Consider the following 15,617-nt stretch of genomic DNA (forward strand, 5'->3'; position numbering starts at 1 on the left):
AACATAGGCGCGCCGCCCGGCTTTGTCAGCGGGCGGCGGCAGGTTCAGGCGGTTTCTTCAGGCCGTTTCGGGCCGGTAATGCTCGAAGGTGATGTTATCGGCGACGCGACGCGCCTCGGCCTCTTCGGCCGGGCTGCGGATGGTCCAGCACAGCACCGGCACATTGCGCGCCTTCAGCGCCACCACCGCCGGATTGTCCAGATCGACCCGGTCATGCGAGATGAAGCTGGCGCCCACAGCGTCGAAATCCGCGATCGCCGCCAGCCGGGTGCGGGTTTCGGCGTCCAGCATCTGCCACTCGCCCTCCTCATAGCCGCAGGTGGTCAGCCCGACCGCGATCTCGGGCGCCGCCTCGTGGAAGGCCGCGACGACATGCGGGTTGAAGGACATGACCGCGACCGGCCCGTCGTAGCCGGCCAAGGCCTCGGCCACCCGGCGCGGCAGCGCCCCCACCTCGGGCCCCGAGGCGATGGTCGGATCCTTGATCTCGATCAGCAGCGGCACGCGGCCGGCGACCTCGTCCAGCATCTCGCGCAGCGTCGGGATGGTCTCGTCGGTTTCCAGCAGGTGCAGCCGCGCCAATTGCGCCGGGGTGCTGGCGGCAACGGTGCCGTTCTCGATATCGGTCAGCCGCGCCAGTTCGTAGTCGTGGAACACCATGGGCGTGTCGTCCATGGCGCGCTGGATGTCGCATTCGATGGCATAGCCCTCGGCGATGGCGGCGCGAAACGCCGCCATGCTGTTTTCCGGCCGGCTGTCATTGTGCAGCCCGCGATGCGCGACGGGCAGGCGCAGGAAATCGGGGTGCAGGTCCATCATTCGATCTCGAAGACGGCTTCGATCTCGACCGCGACGCCGCGCGGCAGCGCCGGGGCCGAGACGGCGGCCCGGGCATGGCGGCCCTTGTCGCCAAAGACCTGGACCATCAGGTCCGAGCAGCCGTTCACCACCTCGGGCTGTTCGGTGAAATCGCCGGTCGAGTTGACGAAACCGCCCAGCTTGACCACGCGCTTGACCCGGTCCAGCGAGCCCAGCGCCGCCTTGGCCTGCGCCAGCAGCGACAACCCGCAGCCGCGCGCCGCCTCGGCGCCCTCGGCCGTGGTCAGCTCCGCGCCGACCCGGCCCTTGGCGGCCGAGATCTGCCCCGAGACGAACAGCATCTGCCCCGCGATCACATAGGGGACATAGTTCGCCGCCGGCGCCGGGGCGTCGGGCAGCGTGATCCCAAGCTCTGCCAGTTTCGTCTCGATGGTCATCGCATCCTCCTACCAGTCGATGTAATCGCGGAATTCGCTCATGGCGAGCCGCCAGCTCGCCAGCGTCTCGTCGAAATTCTTGCGCCCGATGCCGTCGCCCGCAAGGCCAATGTCCATTTCCAGGAAGGCGTCGCCGCTATCCGACACCACGACTGTCGCAAACGGGTTCGACAGGTTCCACTGATTGGCCAGTTGCGGCGTCATCGGTGCCGGCAGGGTGAAGCCCGACACGAACTGCATCCGCTGGCACAGCGGCTGGCAGTCGTAGAAATAGACGTTGAAGCGAATGTCGTCGATCTGGCTTTCCAGCACCGGCAGCCCTTCCAGATCGGCGCCCCGGCTGACCGGCAGGCCGCTTTGCGCCATCAGATCGCCGATCTGCTTGGGGTCGCCCAGCACCGGCGCGGAAAGCTCGGCCATAGCCGGAAAAACCGGAAGAAACGCCAGAATGGCGAGGGGAAACAGGGCACGCATCACGGACTCCGGGGAAGCTCAGCGCTGATAGCGCATCGCGCGTCAGGCGACCAGAGCCTCGGCGCGTTTCAGGTCCACGGAAACCAGCTGGCTGACGCCCTGTTCGACCATGGTGACGCCGAACAGCCGGTCCATGCGCGCCATGGTCACGGCATGGTGGGTGATGACCAGGAATCGCGTGTCGGTGCGCCGCGTCATCTCGTCCATCAGGTCGCAGAACCGGGTGACGTTGGCGTCGTCCAGGGGCGCGTCCACCTCGTCCAGCACGCAGATCGGCGCCGGATTGGCCAGGAAGACGGCAAAGATCAGCGCCAGCGCGGTCAGCGTCTGCTCGCCGCCCGAGAGCAGGCTGAGCGTGCTGAGTTTCTTGCCGGGAGGCTGGCACATGATCTCCAGCCCCGCCTCCAGCGGGTCGTCGGATTCGACCAGCACCAGCCGCGCCTCGCCGCCGCCGAACAGATGCGTGAACAGCGTGGTGAAATTGGCGTTGACGGTGTCGAAGGCCGAAAGCAGCCGCTCGCGCCCCTCGCGGTTCAGGCTGCCGATGCCCTGGCGCAGCTTGCGGATCGCCTCGGTCAGGTCGGTCTTTTCGGCGGCAAGCCGGTCGCGTTCGGTTTCCAGCTCGCGCTTGTCCTCGTCGGCGCGCAGGTTGACGGCGCCCAAGGCGTCGCGTTGCTGGCGCAGGCGAGCGATCTGCTCTTCCAGCGCGTCGGGGGCGATGTCCTCGACCTCGCCCAGCAGTTGCAGCAGCGATTGCGGCGTGGCTTCCAGTTCCTCGTGGATGCGCGCCTTGGCGGCGGATTCGGCCTCGGTCGCGGCCTCGGCGCGGGCCTCGCGGGCGGCGCGGGTCTCGCGCGCGTCCGAGGCGGCGCGTTCGGCGTCGCGTTCGGTCTCGGCGGCCAGGCGCAGCGCCTGGTCGGCGGCGGATAGCGCGGCGCGGGCACGGGCCAGCCGGGCGCTGGCCTGCGCCTCGGCCTCGGTCAGAACCGCGCGGCGCTCGGCCAGGATCTCGGGCTGGGCCTCGGCCGCTTCCAGCTCCTCGGCGGCAGCCTCGCGCCGGGCCGAGAGTTCGGCCGCACGGCTGCCGGCCTGGTCCAGCCGCAGGCGCCAGCCGGATTCCTCCTTGGCGATTTCCTGCTGGCGTTTCGTGCGGGCCTGGGCCTCGCGCCGCAATTCCTCCAGCGCGCCGCGCCGGGTCATGGTGGCGATGCGCGCCGCCTCGACCCCGGTGCGGGCATATTCCACCGCCGCCGCCGCCGCGCCGCGGTCGGGCAGCTCGGCAAGCTGGCGCTCGGCCTCGGCCAGCCGCGTTCTCGCATCCGCGGCGTCGTCGCGGTGGCGCGCCAGCTCGGCCCGGGCCGATTCGGCGCGGCTTTGCGCCATGGACAGGTCGGATTCGGCCCGGGTCACGGCGCGCACGGCGTCGGACAAGCCGCGCTCGGCCTCGCGCCGGTCGTCGCGGGCACGTTTCTCGGCCTCGGTCGCGGCGGTGTGACGGTCGCGGGACGTCTGGTGGGCGGCCTGTGTCCGCGCGGCACAGGCCTGCGCCGCCTCGGCCTGGGCGGTCAGCTCGGCCAGCTGGTTGACCTTCTGCAGATGCAGCGCCGCGGCGGACGAGGCCTCACCCGCCATCACCCGCAGCCCGTCCCAGCGGAACAGATCGCCCGCGCGCGTGACCAGCCGCTGCCCCGGCAGCAAGCCGGCCTGCAGCGCCGCGCCGGTCGCGGCATCGGCCACCAGCCCGACCTGCGACAGCCGCCGGGCCAGCGCGGCCGGGGCCTCGACATGCGCGGCCAGCGTATTCGGCATGGCTTCGTCATAGGGCGGCAGCGCGTGCCAGCCCGAGCCCTCGGTCGCCAGCCCGGCGCGCAGATCGTCGCCCAGCGCCGCGCCAAAGGCCGCCTCATAGCCGCGCGCCACGCGCACCAGGTCCAGCACCGAGCCGCCGCCCTGGCCGCGTTCCACCAGCCGCTTCAGCGCCGCCATCTCGGCATTCAGCGCCGAGACCTCGCCCTCGGCCTCGGCCCGGGCGGCGCGGGCCTCGGCTTCCTCGGCCTCCAGCCCGGCGCGGGTTTCCTCGGCAGCGGCCAGCCGGTCCTCGGCCTGCTCGACGCGGTCGCGGGCGGCCTCCTGCGCCTCTTCGGCGGCCTCGCGCGCGGCCTCGGCCTCGGCGCCGGTGTCGGCGGCGCGGGCCACGGCGGCCTCGGCATCCGCGGCAGCGCGCGTGGCGCGGTCCAGCATCTGGCGCAGGTCATGGGCCAGCCGCTCGGCCGAATGGTGCCGCGCGGCCAGCCGGGCGGATTCGTCGGTCAGCTCGGCCAGCTTGGCCTCGACCTCGCGCAAGGCCTCGGCGGCCTCGGCGGCGGCTTCCGAGGCGATGGCCAGCCGGTCGTCATGCCCCTGCCCGGCCTTGTCGAGCTCGCGCTTTTCCCATTCCAGCCGCGCGATCACCTCGCCCGCGTCGCGGTTCAGCGCCGATTCCCGCTCGATGTCGCGGTCGAGCTGGGCGATGCGCGCCAGCAGGGTCTGGATCGCCTGGCTCGCACGGGCCTCGGCCTCGTCCAGCGCCTCGCGCTCGATGGTGGCGCGAGACAGGATGGCGCTCGCGACCTGCTCTTCTTCGCGCAGGGGCGGCAGCTTCGCCTCGGCCTCTTCGCGGCCGGCGATGGCGCGGCGGGCCTGCGCCTCAGCCTCGCCGGCGGCGCGGATCGCCTCGCGCAGGGCCTCGGCCGTGGCCGCCTTGACCTGCTCGGCCTCGGCCCAGCGGCGATAGAGCAGCACCCCCTCGGCCCGACGCAGGGCGGAGCCGATCTCGCGATAGCGCGCGGCGGCGCGGGCCTGGCGGGCGAGGCTCGCCGCCTGGGTGGACAACTGGTCCAGCGTGTCATCGACGCGGGTCAGGTTGGCCTCGGCCGCGTTCAGCTTCAGCTCCGCCTCGTGCCGGCGCTGGTAAAGGCCCGAGATCCCCGCCGCTTCCTCAAGGATGCGGCGGCGCGCCTTGGGTTTGGCGTTGATGAGTTCGGAAATCTGCCCCTGCCGCACCAACGCCGGCGAATGCGCCCCGGTCGAGGCATCCGCGAACAGCATCTGCACGTCCCGCGCCCGCACCTCCTTGCCGTTGATGCGATAGGCCGAGCCGGCGTCGCGGGTGATGCGGCGGGTGATGTCCAGCGTGTCGGCATCGTTCATGCCGGCCGGGGCAAGCCGGTCGTGGTTGTCGATGGTCAGCGTGACCTCGGCATGGGCGCGGGCCGAGCGGCGCGCGGTGCCGGCGAAGATCACGTCCTCCATGCCCTCGCCGCGCATGGCGGTGGGGCGGTTCTCGCCCATGACCCAGCGCAGCGCCTCCAGCAGGTTCGACTTGCCGCAGCCGTTCGGGCCGACCACGCCGGTCAGGCCCTCGTGGATGACCAGGTCGGTCGGGTCCACGAAGCTCTTGAATCCGTTGAGGCGAAGGCGGTCAAAGCGCAAAAGCGGCCATCCGGCTGGGGCAGAATTGGGGAATTCTTGGCAATCGCACCCGCAAAGTCAACCGAAACCCCCAGATATGGCGGGATCGGCTTGGTTATCCACAAGATTTAAGGGCTCAACACAAGACCAAGGCGGTGCTAACCTGCCGCCATGATCCCTGCGCTTGCCATCCTTCTGTCGTTCCAGCTTGTCGGTGAGGTCGCCACCCGCGGCCTGGGCCTGCCGCTGCCCGGGCCCGTCTTGGGGCTTCTGCTGCTGGTCGGCAGCTGCGCCCTGCGCCCGGCGCTGGCCGAAATGCTGCGCCCGGTCGTCACCGGCCTGCTGGCCAACCTGTCGCTGTTCTTCGTGCCGGCCGGGGTCGGCGTCATCGCGCATCTGGGCCAGTTCCGCGACGACGCGCTGGCCATCGTGCTGGCGCTGACCGTCTCGACGGCGCTGGCCATCGCCGTGGGCGCGCTGGTGTTCGCCGCCGTCGTGCGCTGGCGGGGCGGGGCCGAGGAATGACCGACGCCGCGCTGATCTGGAGCTATCTGTCGCAAGAGCCGCTGTTGTGGCTGACCGCGACGCTGATCGCCTATTTCCTCGGCGACAGCTTCTTTCGCCGCATGAACCGGCAAAGCTGGGCCAATCCGGTCCTGGTCGCGGTGATCCTGCTGTCGCTGGTGCTGTGGCTGACCGGGACCGGCTACCAGACCTATTTCGAGGGCGCGCAATTCGTCCATTTCATGCTGGGCCCGGCCACGGTCGCGCTGGGGATGCCGCTTTACGACAACCTGCGCCGGGTGCGCAAAGCCCTGGCTCCGCTGGTTGCGGCGCTGGTCGCCGGCTCGGTGACGGCGGTGGTCTCGGTGCTGGCGATCGGCAAGGCCTTCGGGCTGAACGAGGTGATGCTGGCCAGCCTCGCGCCGAAATCGACCACCGCCCCGGTCGCCATCGGCATCGCCGAGGGGCTGGGGGGCGAGCCGACGATCACCGCCGTGCTGGTGCTGCTGACCGGGATCTTCGGCGCGATCATCGCCACGCCGCTCTTGAACGCGCTGGGGATCCGCGACTGGCGCGCGCGCGGCTTTTCGCTGGGCGTGGCCGCGCATGGCATCGGCACCGCCCGCGCCTTCCAGGTGAACGAGACCGCGGGCGCCTTCGCCGGCATCGGCATGGGGCTGAACGCGGTGCTGACCTCCATCATCGCACCGCTGGCGCTGCACCTGTTCCAATAAGAAAGGCCGCCCCGAAGGACGGCCGGAAAGGCGCGGTTGCGAGGGGGATCAGGCCGCTTCGGCTTCCTCGGCGGCGTGGCGACGCTCGCTTTCCTCGCGCGACAGCGCGACCGAGGTGCGCACGCCTTTGGCGACGAATTCCATCAGGCCCTTCACCACCCGCTCGTTCGGGTCGATGCCGGCACAGGACAGCACCTCGCGCCCATCGCGCGAACGCGCCCAGCGGGCGATCTGGTCGGGGCCGTTGCCGTATTTCTTGTCATCCGCGATCGCGTCGTCGAGCGCAGCCAGCACCACGGCCGCAAACAGCTTGCGGGCACGCTGACCTTGTTCGAAATTGAAAGCCGAGCCATCCACGAAATCGCGCATATTCGTTATCCTGTTGTTCTTTTATTGCCTTGCAGCTTGGCCTTATTGCCAAAATCGCTGCACCTCTTGCCTCGTTAGGCGGCAGGGGCCGGCTTAGCCGATCCGTGCCGTGATTCGGTATGCCCTGCGCCGCATGACCGCCATGCACCAGATGCAAGCCCCGGCGGATTAGCCTCAATAACCGCGAAAAGCAACGATCTTGCGACAGTTGGACACCCCCTGCCGCCCTTGACAACGCCGTAAAGGCGTTTCGGTTGCCTTGGGACACGGCAATGGATATAGGTCCCCGCAAGGGCGGTTCAACCCCGTGACCCGCCAATGATTCCTCAATATTTCCAAGGTAATCCGAATGGCCAAGATCAATGGCAACGAAATCAAGCCGGGTGTCGTCCTGGAACATGACGGCGGGCTTTGGGCCGCGGTCAAGGTCAGCCACGTCAAGCCCGGCAAGGGCGGCGCCTTCGCCCAGGTCGAGCTGAAGAACCTGCGCGACGGCCGCAAGCTGAACGAACGCTTCCGCTCGGAGGACAAGGTCGAGCAGGTCCATCTGGAGTTCAAGGACCAGCAATTCCTTTATGAAACAGACGGCAAGCTGGTCTTCATGGACAGCGAGACCTTCGAGCAGACCGAGCTGGACGCCGATCTGCTGGGCGACCGCCGCCCCTTCCTGCAGGACGGCATGATGGCCGCTGTGGAATATTATGGCGACGAGGCGCTGTCGGTGCGCATTCCGCAGAAAGTGATCTGCAAGGTCGCCGAGACCGAGCCGGTGCTGAACGGCCAGACCGCCGCGAAAAGCTTCAAGCCGGCGATCCTGGACAATGGCGTGCGGGTGATGATCCCGCCCTTCGTCGGCGTGGACGAGGCCATCGTCGTCAATACCGAACTGTTCGAATATTCCGAGCGCGCCTGAGTGCCGCCGCGGGCCGGGGTCCGATGACGCAACGTCACGGATCCGGCCCGGCTTTCATGCGTTACCTCCGCCGCATCAACACGGAGCAATCGCATGAGCCAACCCACCATCCCCGTCGCCCATGAAGACTACGGCAGTTCCGGCCGCTATGTCGTCAGCCTGCCCGGCGTCTCGGGGGAGGCAGAGCTGACCTGGCGCAACGGCGGCCCGGGCATCATCGTCGCCGACCACACCTATGCCCCCGACGCCATGCGCGGCACCGGCGTCGCCGCCGCCATGGTGCGCCGGCTGATCGCCGATGCCCGCGCGCGCGGCGTGATGATCGTGCCGGCCTGCAGCTATGTCCGCGCCCAGTTCGAGCGCCATCCCGAGTGGTCCGACCTGCTGGCCGACGGCTGACGGAATTCCCGCTCCGGCCATGTTAGCGCAAACCATCATGACGGTTTTGATATGCAGATCTTCTTTCAGAATATTTGACGGACATATCGGGCAGGACTAGCCTCACGTTCAGGCCGGCGGTCCATGACCGTTGCGGCGCCGAATGTCCGGGCCCGCCCGCATTCGCGTCCCGCGCCGACACAAGGGAAGGCTCCGGCCGGACAGGACCGTGGAGGCGGCCACCGGCACGGCGCGCAATCGACAGGGAATCGATAGGGAGGAGTCATGCTGAATCTCAGGAAACTCGCCGGGGCGCTGGCCTCGGTGGCGGTGCTGTCTCTGCCGGGGCTGGCCGCGGCCGAAGGCATGGTCGGGATCTCGATGCCGACCAAGACCTCGGCGCGCTGGATCGACGACGGCAACAACATGGTCAAGCAGTTCCAGGAAGCCGGCTACCAGACCGACCTGCAATATGCCGATGACGACATCCCGAACCAGCTGTCGCAGATCGAGAACATGATCACCAAGGGCGTGAACGTGCTGGTGATCGCCGCCATCGACGGCACCACGCTGTCGAATGCGCTGGCCAATGCGAAGGCCGCCGACATCAAGGTCATCGCCTATGACCGGCTGATCCGCGACACGCCGGACATCGACTATTACGCCACTTTCGACAACTTCAAGGTCGGCGTCGAGCAGGCCAATACGCTGGTCGAGGGGCTGAAGGCCAATTTCCCCGACGTGAAGCCCTGGAACGTCGAGCTGTTCGGCGGCTCGCCCGACGACAACAACGCCTTCTTCTTCTACGACGGCGCCATGTCGGTGATCCAGCCGCTGATCGACGACGGCTCGATCGTGATCCCCTCGGGGCAGATGGGCATGGACAAGGTCGGCACGCTGCGCTGGGACCCGGCCACCGCCCAGTCGCGCATGGACAACATCCTGTCGGCCAACTACACCGACAAGCATGTGAACGGGGTACTCTCGCCCTATGACGGGCTGTCCATCGGCATCCTGTCCTCGCTGAAGGGCGTCGGCTACGGCTCGGGCGACATGAAGATGCCCATCGTCACCGGCCAGGACGCCGAACTGCAATCGGTCAAGTCGATCCAGGCGGGCGAGCAGTATTCGACCATCTTCAAGGACACCCGCGAACTGGCGAAAGTCACCGTCGGCATGGTCGACGCCATGATCAAGGGCGAGGAACCGCAGGTGAACGACACCAAGACCTATGACAACGGCGTCAAGGTCGTGCCCTCGTTCCTGCTGGAGCCGGTCGCCGTCACCGCGAAGAACCTGCAAGAGGTCCTGGTCGGCTCGGGCTACTATACCGAAGACCAGCTCAAGTGATCCTGGCGCGCGCCGCCGGCCCGACCGGCGGCGCGCTTCCTAAGAAGGGGGGACCGGGATGGACGCCATTCTGGAAATGCGGGGGATCACCAAGGAATTCCCCGGGGTCAAGGCACTCGACAACGTCAACATGACCGTGCGCCGGGGCGAGATCCGCGCCCTGGTCGGCGAAAACGGCGCCGGCAAGTCCACGCTGATGAAGGTGCTTTCGGGCGTCTATCCGCATGGCAGCTACCAGGGCGAGATCCTGTACAACGGCCAGCCCATGGCCTTCCGAGACATCAAGGACAGCGAGGAAAAGGGCATCGTCATCATCCATCAGGAACTGGCGCTGGTGCCGCAGATGTCGATCGCCGAGAACATCTTCCTGGGCAACGAGATTGCCACGCGCGGCGTCATCGACCGCCAGGAGACCAACCGCCGCACCGCCGAGTTGCTGGCCAAGGTGGGCCTGCGCGAAAGCCCCGAGACCAAGGTCGGGTCCCTCGGCATGGGCAAGCAGCAGCTGATCGAGATCGCCAAGGCGCTGTCGAAAAAGGTCGACCTGCTGATCCTGGACGAACCGACCAGCTCGCTGAACGAACATGACAGCGACGCGCTCTTGCGCCTGCTGGCGGGGTTCCGCGACCAGGGCATGACGGCGATCCTGATCTCGCATAAATTGAACGAAATCAGTCAGGTCTGCGACAGCATCACCGTGCTGCGCGACGGCTCGACCGTGGCGCATCACGACGGCATGGTCGCGGAATCGCAGATCGTCCGCGACATGGTCGGCCGCGCCATGGACGACCGCTATCCGCCGCGCGAGCCGAAGGTCGGCGAGGTGGTGATGCAGGTCCGCGACTGGAACGTCGCCGACCCGCTGCGCGAGGGGCGGCTGCTGGTCAAGAACGCCAGTTTCGAGCTGCGCCAGGGCGAGGTGCTGGGCATCGCCGGGCTGATGGGCGCCGGCCGCACCGAGCTTGCCATGAGCATCTTCGGCCGCTCGATGGGCGACTGGAAATCGGGCAGCGTCCGCATCCACGGCCGCGAGGTCGAGCTGACCACCGTGCCCAAGGCCATCGCCGCCGGCCTCGCCTACGTCACCGAGGACCGCAAGTCGCTGGGCCTGGTGCTGGAGGACTCGATCCGCCGCAACATCCCGCTGGCGAACCTGGCCGGGATTTCCACGCGCGGCGTGGTGGACCGGCAGCGCGAGGGCGCCGTCGCCCGCGACTATCGCAAGCGCATCAACATCCGCTCGCCCTCGGTCGAGCAGAAGACGGTGAACCTGTCGGGCGGCAACCAGCAAAAGGTCGTGCTGGCGAAATGGCTGTTTTCCGAACCCGAGATCCTGATCCTGGACGAGCCGACCCGCGGCATCGACGTCGGCGCCAAATACGAGATCTATACCATCATCCGCGATCTGGCGGCCTCGGGGAAATCCATCATCGTGATCTCCTCCGAGATGCCCGAGCTTCTGGGCATCACCGACCGCATCCTGGTCATGAACGAGGGCCGGCTGGTCGGCGAACTGCCCACCGCCGAGGCGACGCAGGAAAAGATCATGTCCATCATCATCCGCTCGGGCCACGACCTGACCGACGAATCGGTCACGGCCCAGGAAATCGAGGCAGAGGCCGCCCATGTCTGACACGACCGAGACCCGCCAAGGCGATACCTTCGGCTTCATCCGCCGCAATATCCGCGAATACGGCATCCTGTTCGCGCTGATCATCATCATGGCCTTCTTCCAGGTCGTGACCGGCGGCATCCTGTTCCGGCCGGTGAACCTGACCAACTTGTTCCTGCAGAACAGTCATATCGTCATCATGGCGGTGGGCATGCTGCTGGTGATCGTGGCCGGCCATATCGACCTGTCGGTCGGCTCGGTCGCGGCCTTCGTCGGCGCGCTGGCGGCGCTGATGATCGTGCGCATGGGCCTGCCGATCCCGCTGGTCGTGGTGCTGGCGCTGGTCGCCGGCGCGGTGATCGGCGGCATCCAGGGCTATTGGATCGCCTATTGGAAGATCCCCAGCTTCATCGTCACCCTGGCCGGGATGCTGGTGTTCCGCGGGTTGACCATGTGGATCCTGCAGGGCCAGAACATCGGCCCCTTCCCGCGCGGCTTCCAGATGATCGCCTCGGGTTTCATTCCGGACCTGTTCGGGCCGGACAAGCCCAACACCCTGTCCCTGATCCTGGGCTGGGGCGCGGCGGCGGTGATCCTGTGGCTGCAGATCCGCGGCCGCAAGCGCGAAGAGGCGGTGGGCATCGCCGACGAGCCCTTTGCCTTCTTCGCCGCCAAGAACGCGCTGATCTTCCTGGCGATGGTCTGGATGACCTGGGCGCTGGCGAATTTCCGCGGCCTGCCCAATGTCTTCATGGTCATGGCGGTGCTGGTCGCGCTTTACGCCTTCCTGTCGGAACGCACGACCATCGGCCGGCGCATCTTCGCCATCGGCGGCAATGCCAAGGCGGCCAAGCTCTCGGGCATCAACTCGGAGCGGGTGGTGTTCCTGACCTTCATGAACATGGGCATGCTGGCGGCGCTGGCGGGGCTGGTGGTCTCGGCCCGGCTGAACTCGGCCACGCCCAAGGCCGGCGTCGGCTTCGAGCTCGACGTGATCGCGGCGGTGTTCATCGGCGGCGCCTCGATGGCGGGCGGCGTCGGCACGGTGATCGGCGCGGTGGTCGGCGCCTTCATCATGGGGGTGATGAACAACGGCATGTCCATCTTGGGCATCGGCATCGACTATCAGCAGGTCATCAAGGGGCTGGTGCTGATGGCCGCGGTGATCTTCGACGTCTCGAACAAGTCGAAATCGTGACACCCGACTGGATCGCCGTCGACTGGGGCACGACCCGGCTGCGCGCCTGGGCCATGCAGGGCGCGCAGATGCTTCAGGCGCGCGCCTCGGACCAGGGCATGGGCCGGCTTTCGCCCGAGGGGTTCGAGCCGGCTCTGCTGGCGCTGGTCGCCGACTGGCTGCCGGCCCAGGGCACCATCCCGGTCCTGGCCTGCGGCATGGTCGGCGCCCGCGGCGGCTGGGCCGAGGCGGCCTATCGCCCCGTCCCCTGCCCCCCTCTGGACCCGCGGCGGGCGATCCGCCCCCCGGTCACGGACCCGCGCCTGGACCTGCGCATCCTGCCCGGCCTGTCGCAGGCCGATCCGCCCGACGTGATGCGCGGCGAGGAGACCCAGATCGCCGGCTTCCTGGCCGGGAACCCGGGCTTTCGCGGCGTGCTCTGCCTGCCGGGCACGCATAGCAAATGGGCCCGGATCGCGGATGGCGCCGTCGCCCGCTTCGCCACCTTCATGACCGGAGAGCTTTTCGCCCTGCTCGCCCGGCAATCCGTGCTGCGCCTGACCCTGGCCGAAGCCACGCCCGACGCCCAGGCGCTGACCCAGGCCGGGGCGCAGGCGCTGGCCGACCCCGCCTCTGTCCCGGCCGGGCTTTTCGCCCTGCGCGCCGGGGCGCTGCTGCACGGGCTGGCGCCGGAACAGGCGGCCGGGCGGCTTTCCGGCCTGCTGATCGGCGCCGAACTGGCCGCCGCCCGCCCGTTCTGGACCGGGGCCGAGGTCGTTCTGATCGGCGCCCCCGACTTGACGACGCATTACGAAACGCTCTTGCTGGCACAGGGCGCCCGGGTCCGGCGACAGGACGGCGCTGCGCTGGTCCTGGCCGGGCTGACCGCCGCCCACCGGCTTCTGCACGAGGACCCATGACCCAGCCCATCATCGCCATCCTGCGCGGCCTGACCCCGCCCGAGGCCCTGCCGGTCGCCCGCGCCCTGATCGAATCCGGCATCACCCGCATCGAGGTGCCGCTGAACTCGCCCGACCCGCTGGAGAACATCCGGCTGATGGCGGCGGCCTTCGGCGGCCAGGCCACGCTGGGCGCCGGCACCGTGTTGACGCCGGAGCAGGTCGGCCGCGTCGCCGATGCCGGCGGCCGCATGATCGTCTCGCCCAATGCCGACCCGGCGGTGATCCGCGAGACCCGGGCGCGCGGCTTGGAAAGCTGGCCCGGCGTCTTTACCGCCACGGAATGCTTCGCCGCCATCGCCGCCGGTGCCACCGGGCTGAAGCTGTTCCCCGCCGACCAGGCCGGCCCGGCGGCGCTGAAGGCGCTGCGCGCCGTCCTGCCGCCCGAGATCCCGGTCTATGCCGTGGGCGGCGCCGGCCCGCAAAATTTCGCCGAATGGCACGCCGCCGGGGCGCAGGGCTTCGGCATCGGCACGGCGCTCTACAAGCCCGGCGATGCCCCCGAAACCGTCGCCACCCGCGCCCGCGAGATCATCGCCGCCATGCAGGCCCTGGCATGAGCGCCGCGGTCTTCGACCCGCGCATCTGCGAACTGGGCGAAGGCGCCTTCTGGCACCCCGAGCGCGCGCAGCCCTTCTGGTTCGACATCCTCGGCCGGCGGCTGATGTCGCAGCTGGACGGTGCACCGCTGGAATGGCAGTTCGACGAGATGGTCTCGGCCTGCGGCTGGATCGACCGCGACCACCTGCTGATCGCCAGCGAGACCGCGCTCTTGCGCTTCGACCTGAGGAATGGCGAGGCTAGGCGGCTGGTGGCGCTGGAGCCCGACCGCCCCGGCAACCGCTCGAACGACGGCCGCGCCGACCCGCAAGGCGGCTTCTGGATCGGCACCATGTCGCGCAGCGCCGAAACCGGCCAGGGCGCGATCTACCGCTTTTTCCGGGGGGAATTGCGCCAGCTTCGCGCCGGGCTCTCGATCCCGAACGCGATCTGCTTTTCGCCGGACGGGCGGCTGGCCTATTTCGCCGATACCGCCGCGCAGACGGTATGGAGCCAGCCGCTGGACCCGGACGGCTGGCCCATGGGGCAGGCGCGGGTCTTTCTCGACCTCGCCGGCACCGACCAGTTCCCCGACGGCGCGGTGACCGACGACCAGGGCCGGTTCTGGAACGCGCGCTGGGGCAGCGGCTCGGTCGCCTGCCATGCGCCGGACGGGCGGCTGCTCAGCCGCCTGACCCTGCTGGCGAGCCAGCCCAGCTGTCCCTGCTTCGCCGGCCGCGACCTGTCGCGGCTGATCGTCACCAGCGCCGCCGAGGGCCGCCACGGCCCGCAGGACGGCCGCACCTGGCAGCTCGACCCCGGCCCCGCGCGCGGCCGCCCCGAGCCGCGGGTTCTGGCATGATGCGCGCGGCCTTCGGCACGCTGCCCGATGGCCGGGCGGTGACGCGGGCGGTGATCTCGGACCACGGGCTGACCGCCTCGATCATGACTCTCGGCGCCTCGCTGCAGGATCTGCGGCTCGCGGGCGTGGCGCATCCGCTGGTGCTGGGCTATCCGCAGCTCGACCCCTATCTGGACGAGGGCCGCTATTTCGGCGCCATCGTCGGTCGCTATGCCAACCGCATCGGCCAGGCCCGCGCGGCTCTCGACGGGCAAGAGCTGCAGCTTGACCGCAACCAGGACGGGCGCCACATCCTGCATGGCGGCAGCGACGGCAGCGGCACCCGCAACTGGATCCTGGCCGAGCAGACCGAGGACATGGTCACGCTGATCGACCTGCTGCCCGATGGTCACATGGGCTTTCCCGGCACCATGCTGGTGCGCGCGACCTATCGCATCCTGCCCGGGCCCACGCTGTCGCTGACCATCCTCGCCACCTCGGACGCGCCGACGCTGTGCAATTTCGCCCAGCACAGCTATTTCAACCTCGACGGCCGCGACAGCGTGGCCGAGCATCGCCTGAGCGTCCCTGCCCGGGACTACCTGCCCGTCGACGCCGACCTCATCCCGCTCGGACCCCCGGCCCCGGTGCGCGGCACGGCGCTGGACTTCCGCCGCCCGGTGCGGCTGGGCGAGCGGCTGGCGGGACCGGCCATCGACCATAACCTGTGCCTCGCCCCGGCCCGCCACGCCAGGCCGCGCCAAGCCGCGGTGCTGCAGGCCGCAGGCCTGCGCCTGACCCTGCGCTCGACCGAGCCGGGGCTGCAGGTCTATACCGCCAATCACCTCGGCCCCGGCGCCCCCGGGCTTGCCGGCCGGCCCTATGGCCGCCACGCCGGAATCGCGCTGGAATCGCAGCTCTGGCCCGATGCGCCGAACCGGCCCGGCTATCCATCCGCCCGGCTGGAGCCGGGTCAGCTCTACCATCAGCAGACCATGATGCGCTTTCAGCGGGCGCGAACGGTTGACGTGGAGTAAATTAACCAATTACAGCGAAGCAG

Annotated in this window: 16 protein-coding genes; 11 read left to right on the plus strand and 5 right to left on the minus strand. The window is 69.0% G+C overall.

Annotation, left to right across the window (positions count from 1 at the left end):
• Window positions 1-57 precede the first annotated feature (57 nt).
• The 4 genes from E3D03_RS01430 to E3D03_RS01445 form a co-directional block, all read right to left on the minus strand.
• On the minus strand, window positions 58-819 hold the full coding sequence (locus E3D03_RS01430) for a glycerophosphodiester phosphodiesterase family protein (RefSeq protein WP_263565493.1): 762 nt from the start codon (window positions 817-819) through the stop codon (window positions 58-60).
• Window positions 816-1,256 carry a RidA family protein gene (locus tag E3D03_RS01435; RefSeq protein ID WP_263565494.1) on the minus strand — a complete coding sequence of 147 codons (441 nt, stop codon included), beginning with the start codon at window positions 1,254-1,256 and terminating at the stop codon, window positions 816-818. Before E3D03_RS01435 ends, E3D03_RS01430 begins: the two co-directional genes overlap by 4 nt.
• A gap of 9 nt (window positions 1,257-1,265) precedes the next feature.
• Window positions 1,266-1,676, minus strand: coding sequence for a YbjN domain-containing protein (locus E3D03_RS01440; protein ID WP_263565495.1), 411 nt, complete (start codon window positions 1,674-1,676; stop codon window positions 1,266-1,268).
• Between the two features lie 96 nt (window positions 1,677-1,772).
• Complete coding sequence (locus E3D03_RS01445) at window positions 1,773-5,201, minus strand: chromosome segregation SMC family protein (RefSeq protein WP_263565496.1); 3,429 nt, start codon at window positions 5,199-5,201, stop codon at window positions 1,773-1,775.
• Between the two features lie 150 nt (window positions 5,202-5,351).
• Here E3D03_RS01445 and E3D03_RS01450 point away from each other — a divergent pair, with 150 nt between their 5' ends.
• Together E3D03_RS01450 and E3D03_RS01455 are read left to right on the plus strand one after the other, a co-directional pair.
• Window positions 5,352-5,705 carry a CidA/LrgA family protein gene (locus E3D03_RS01450; protein WP_062561539.1) on the plus strand — a complete coding sequence of 118 codons (354 nt, stop codon included), beginning with the start codon at window positions 5,352-5,354 and terminating at the stop codon, window positions 5,703-5,705.
• The gene (locus E3D03_RS01455; protein ID WP_017999148.1) at window positions 5,702-6,418 is read left to right on the plus strand and encodes an LrgB family protein; all 717 of its coding nucleotides are present in this window, start codon (window positions 5,702-5,704) and stop codon (window positions 6,416-6,418) included. The genes E3D03_RS01450 and E3D03_RS01455 overlap by 4 nt, the downstream gene beginning before the upstream one ends.
• 48 nt (window positions 6,419-6,466) lie before the next feature.
• On the opposite strand, the gene E3D03_RS01460 is transcribed toward E3D03_RS01455, so the two are convergent.
• On the minus strand, window positions 6,467-6,787 hold the full coding sequence (locus tag E3D03_RS01460; RefSeq protein WP_020951971.1) for a DUF6280 family protein: 321 nt from the start codon (window positions 6,785-6,787) through the stop codon (window positions 6,467-6,469).
• Window positions 6,788-7,136: 349 nt separating this feature from the next.
• On the opposite strand from E3D03_RS01460, the gene efp reads away from it, so the two are divergent.
• From efp to E3D03_RS01505, 9 genes are all read left to right on the plus strand, one after another.
• A complete protein-coding gene (gene efp, locus E3D03_RS01465; RefSeq protein ID WP_017999146.1) occupies window positions 7,137-7,700 on the plus strand; it encodes an elongation factor P in 564 nt (187 codons plus the stop codon).
• Between the two features lie 93 nt (window positions 7,701-7,793).
• The gene (locus E3D03_RS01470; protein WP_263565497.1) at window positions 7,794-8,099 is read left to right on the plus strand and encodes a GNAT family N-acetyltransferase; all 306 of its coding nucleotides are present in this window, start codon (window positions 7,794-7,796) and stop codon (window positions 8,097-8,099) included.
• 264 nt (window positions 8,100-8,363) lie between these two features.
• Window positions 8,364-9,428 (plus strand): multiple monosaccharide ABC transporter substrate-binding protein, encoded by a 1,065-nt coding sequence (gene chvE, locus E3D03_RS01475; protein WP_062561542.1) that lies wholly within the window; start codon window positions 8,364-8,366, stop codon window positions 9,426-9,428.
• Window positions 9,429-9,486: 58 nt separating this feature from the next.
• Complete coding sequence (gene mmsA / locus E3D03_RS01480; protein WP_263565498.1) at window positions 9,487-11,061, plus strand: multiple monosaccharide ABC transporter ATP-binding protein; 1,575 nt, start codon at window positions 9,487-9,489, stop codon at window positions 11,059-11,061.
• Window positions 11,054-12,238, plus strand: a complete 1,185-nt coding sequence (gene mmsB, locus E3D03_RS01485; RefSeq protein ID WP_062561544.1) for a multiple monosaccharide ABC transporter permease — start codon at window positions 11,054-11,056, stop codon at window positions 12,236-12,238. Before mmsA ends, mmsB begins: the two co-directional genes overlap by 8 nt.
• The gene (locus E3D03_RS01490) at window positions 12,235-13,137 is read left to right on the plus strand and encodes a 2-dehydro-3-deoxygalactonokinase (RefSeq protein ID WP_263565499.1); all 903 of its coding nucleotides are present in this window, start codon (window positions 12,235-12,237) and stop codon (window positions 13,135-13,137) included. The genes mmsB and E3D03_RS01490 overlap by 4 nt, the downstream gene beginning before the upstream one ends.
• Complete coding sequence (locus tag E3D03_RS01495; protein ID WP_263565500.1) at window positions 13,134-13,736, plus strand: 2-dehydro-3-deoxy-6-phosphogalactonate aldolase; 603 nt, start codon at window positions 13,134-13,136, stop codon at window positions 13,734-13,736. Before E3D03_RS01490 ends, E3D03_RS01495 begins: the two co-directional genes overlap by 4 nt.
• The gene (locus E3D03_RS01500; RefSeq protein ID WP_263565501.1) at window positions 13,733-14,578 is read left to right on the plus strand and encodes an SMP-30/gluconolactonase/LRE family protein; all 846 of its coding nucleotides are present in this window, start codon (window positions 13,733-13,735) and stop codon (window positions 14,576-14,578) included. Before E3D03_RS01495 ends, E3D03_RS01500 begins: the two co-directional genes overlap by 4 nt.
• Complete coding sequence (locus tag E3D03_RS01505; RefSeq protein WP_263565502.1) at window positions 14,575-15,594, plus strand: aldose epimerase family protein; 1,020 nt, start codon at window positions 14,575-14,577, stop codon at window positions 15,592-15,594. Before E3D03_RS01500 ends, E3D03_RS01505 begins: the two co-directional genes overlap by 4 nt.
• Window positions 15,595-15,617: the final 23 nt, after the last annotated feature.

Origin of the sequence: Paracoccus sp. DMF (genome assembly GCF_004407025.1) — a bacterium.
In the GTDB taxonomy this organism is placed as follows: domain Bacteria; phylum Pseudomonadota; class Alphaproteobacteria; order Rhodobacterales; family Rhodobacteraceae; genus Paracoccus; species Paracoccus aminovorans_B.

Bases quoted from the DNA above. Each gene is read 5' to 3' on its own strand.
- E3D03_RS01470 (WP_263565497.1), top strand. From the start codon at position 7,794: ATGAGCCAACCCACCATCCCCGTCGCCCATGAAGACTACGGCAGTTCC.
- E3D03_RS01500 (WP_263565501.1), top strand. From the start codon at position 13,733: ATGAGCGCCGCGGTCTTCGACCCGCGCATCTGCGAACTGGGCGAAGGC.
- chvE (WP_062561542.1), top strand. From the start codon at position 8,364: ATGCTGAATCTCAGGAAACTCGCCGGGGCGCTGGCCTCGGTGGCGGTG.
- efp (WP_017999146.1), top strand. From the start codon at position 7,137: ATGGCCAAGATCAATGGCAACGAAATCAAGCCGGGTGTCGTCCTGGAA.
- mmsA (WP_263565498.1), top strand. From the start codon at position 9,487: ATGGACGCCATTCTGGAAATGCGGGGGATCACCAAGGAATTCCCCGGG.
- E3D03_RS01430 (WP_263565493.1), bottom strand. From the start codon at position 819: ATGATGGACCTGCACCCCGATTTCCTGCGCCTGCCCGTCGCGCATCGC.
- E3D03_RS01455 (WP_017999148.1), top strand. From the start codon at position 5,702: ATGACCGACGCCGCGCTGATCTGGAGCTATCTGTCGCAAGAGCCGCTG.
- E3D03_RS01505 (WP_263565502.1), top strand. From the start codon at position 14,575: ATGATGCGCGCGGCCTTCGGCACGCTGCCCGATGGCCGGGCGGTGACG.
- E3D03_RS01440 (WP_263565495.1), bottom strand. From the start codon at position 1,676: ATGGCCGAGCTTTCCGCGCCGGTGCTGGGCGACCCCAAGCAGATCGGC.
- E3D03_RS01495 (WP_263565500.1), top strand. From the start codon at position 13,134: ATGACCCAGCCCATCATCGCCATCCTGCGCGGCCTGACCCCGCCCGAG.
- mmsB (WP_062561544.1), top strand. From the start codon at position 11,054: ATGTCTGACACGACCGAGACCCGCCAAGGCGATACCTTCGGCTTCATC.
- E3D03_RS01435 (WP_263565494.1), bottom strand. From the start codon at position 1,256: ATGACCATCGAGACGAAACTGGCAGAGCTTGGGATCACGCTGCCCGAC.
- E3D03_RS01450 (WP_062561539.1), top strand. From the start codon at position 5,352: ATGATCCCTGCGCTTGCCATCCTTCTGTCGTTCCAGCTTGTCGGTGAG.
- E3D03_RS01460 (WP_020951971.1), bottom strand. From the start codon at position 6,787: ATGCGCGATTTCGTGGATGGCTCGGCTTTCAATTTCGAACAAGGTCAG.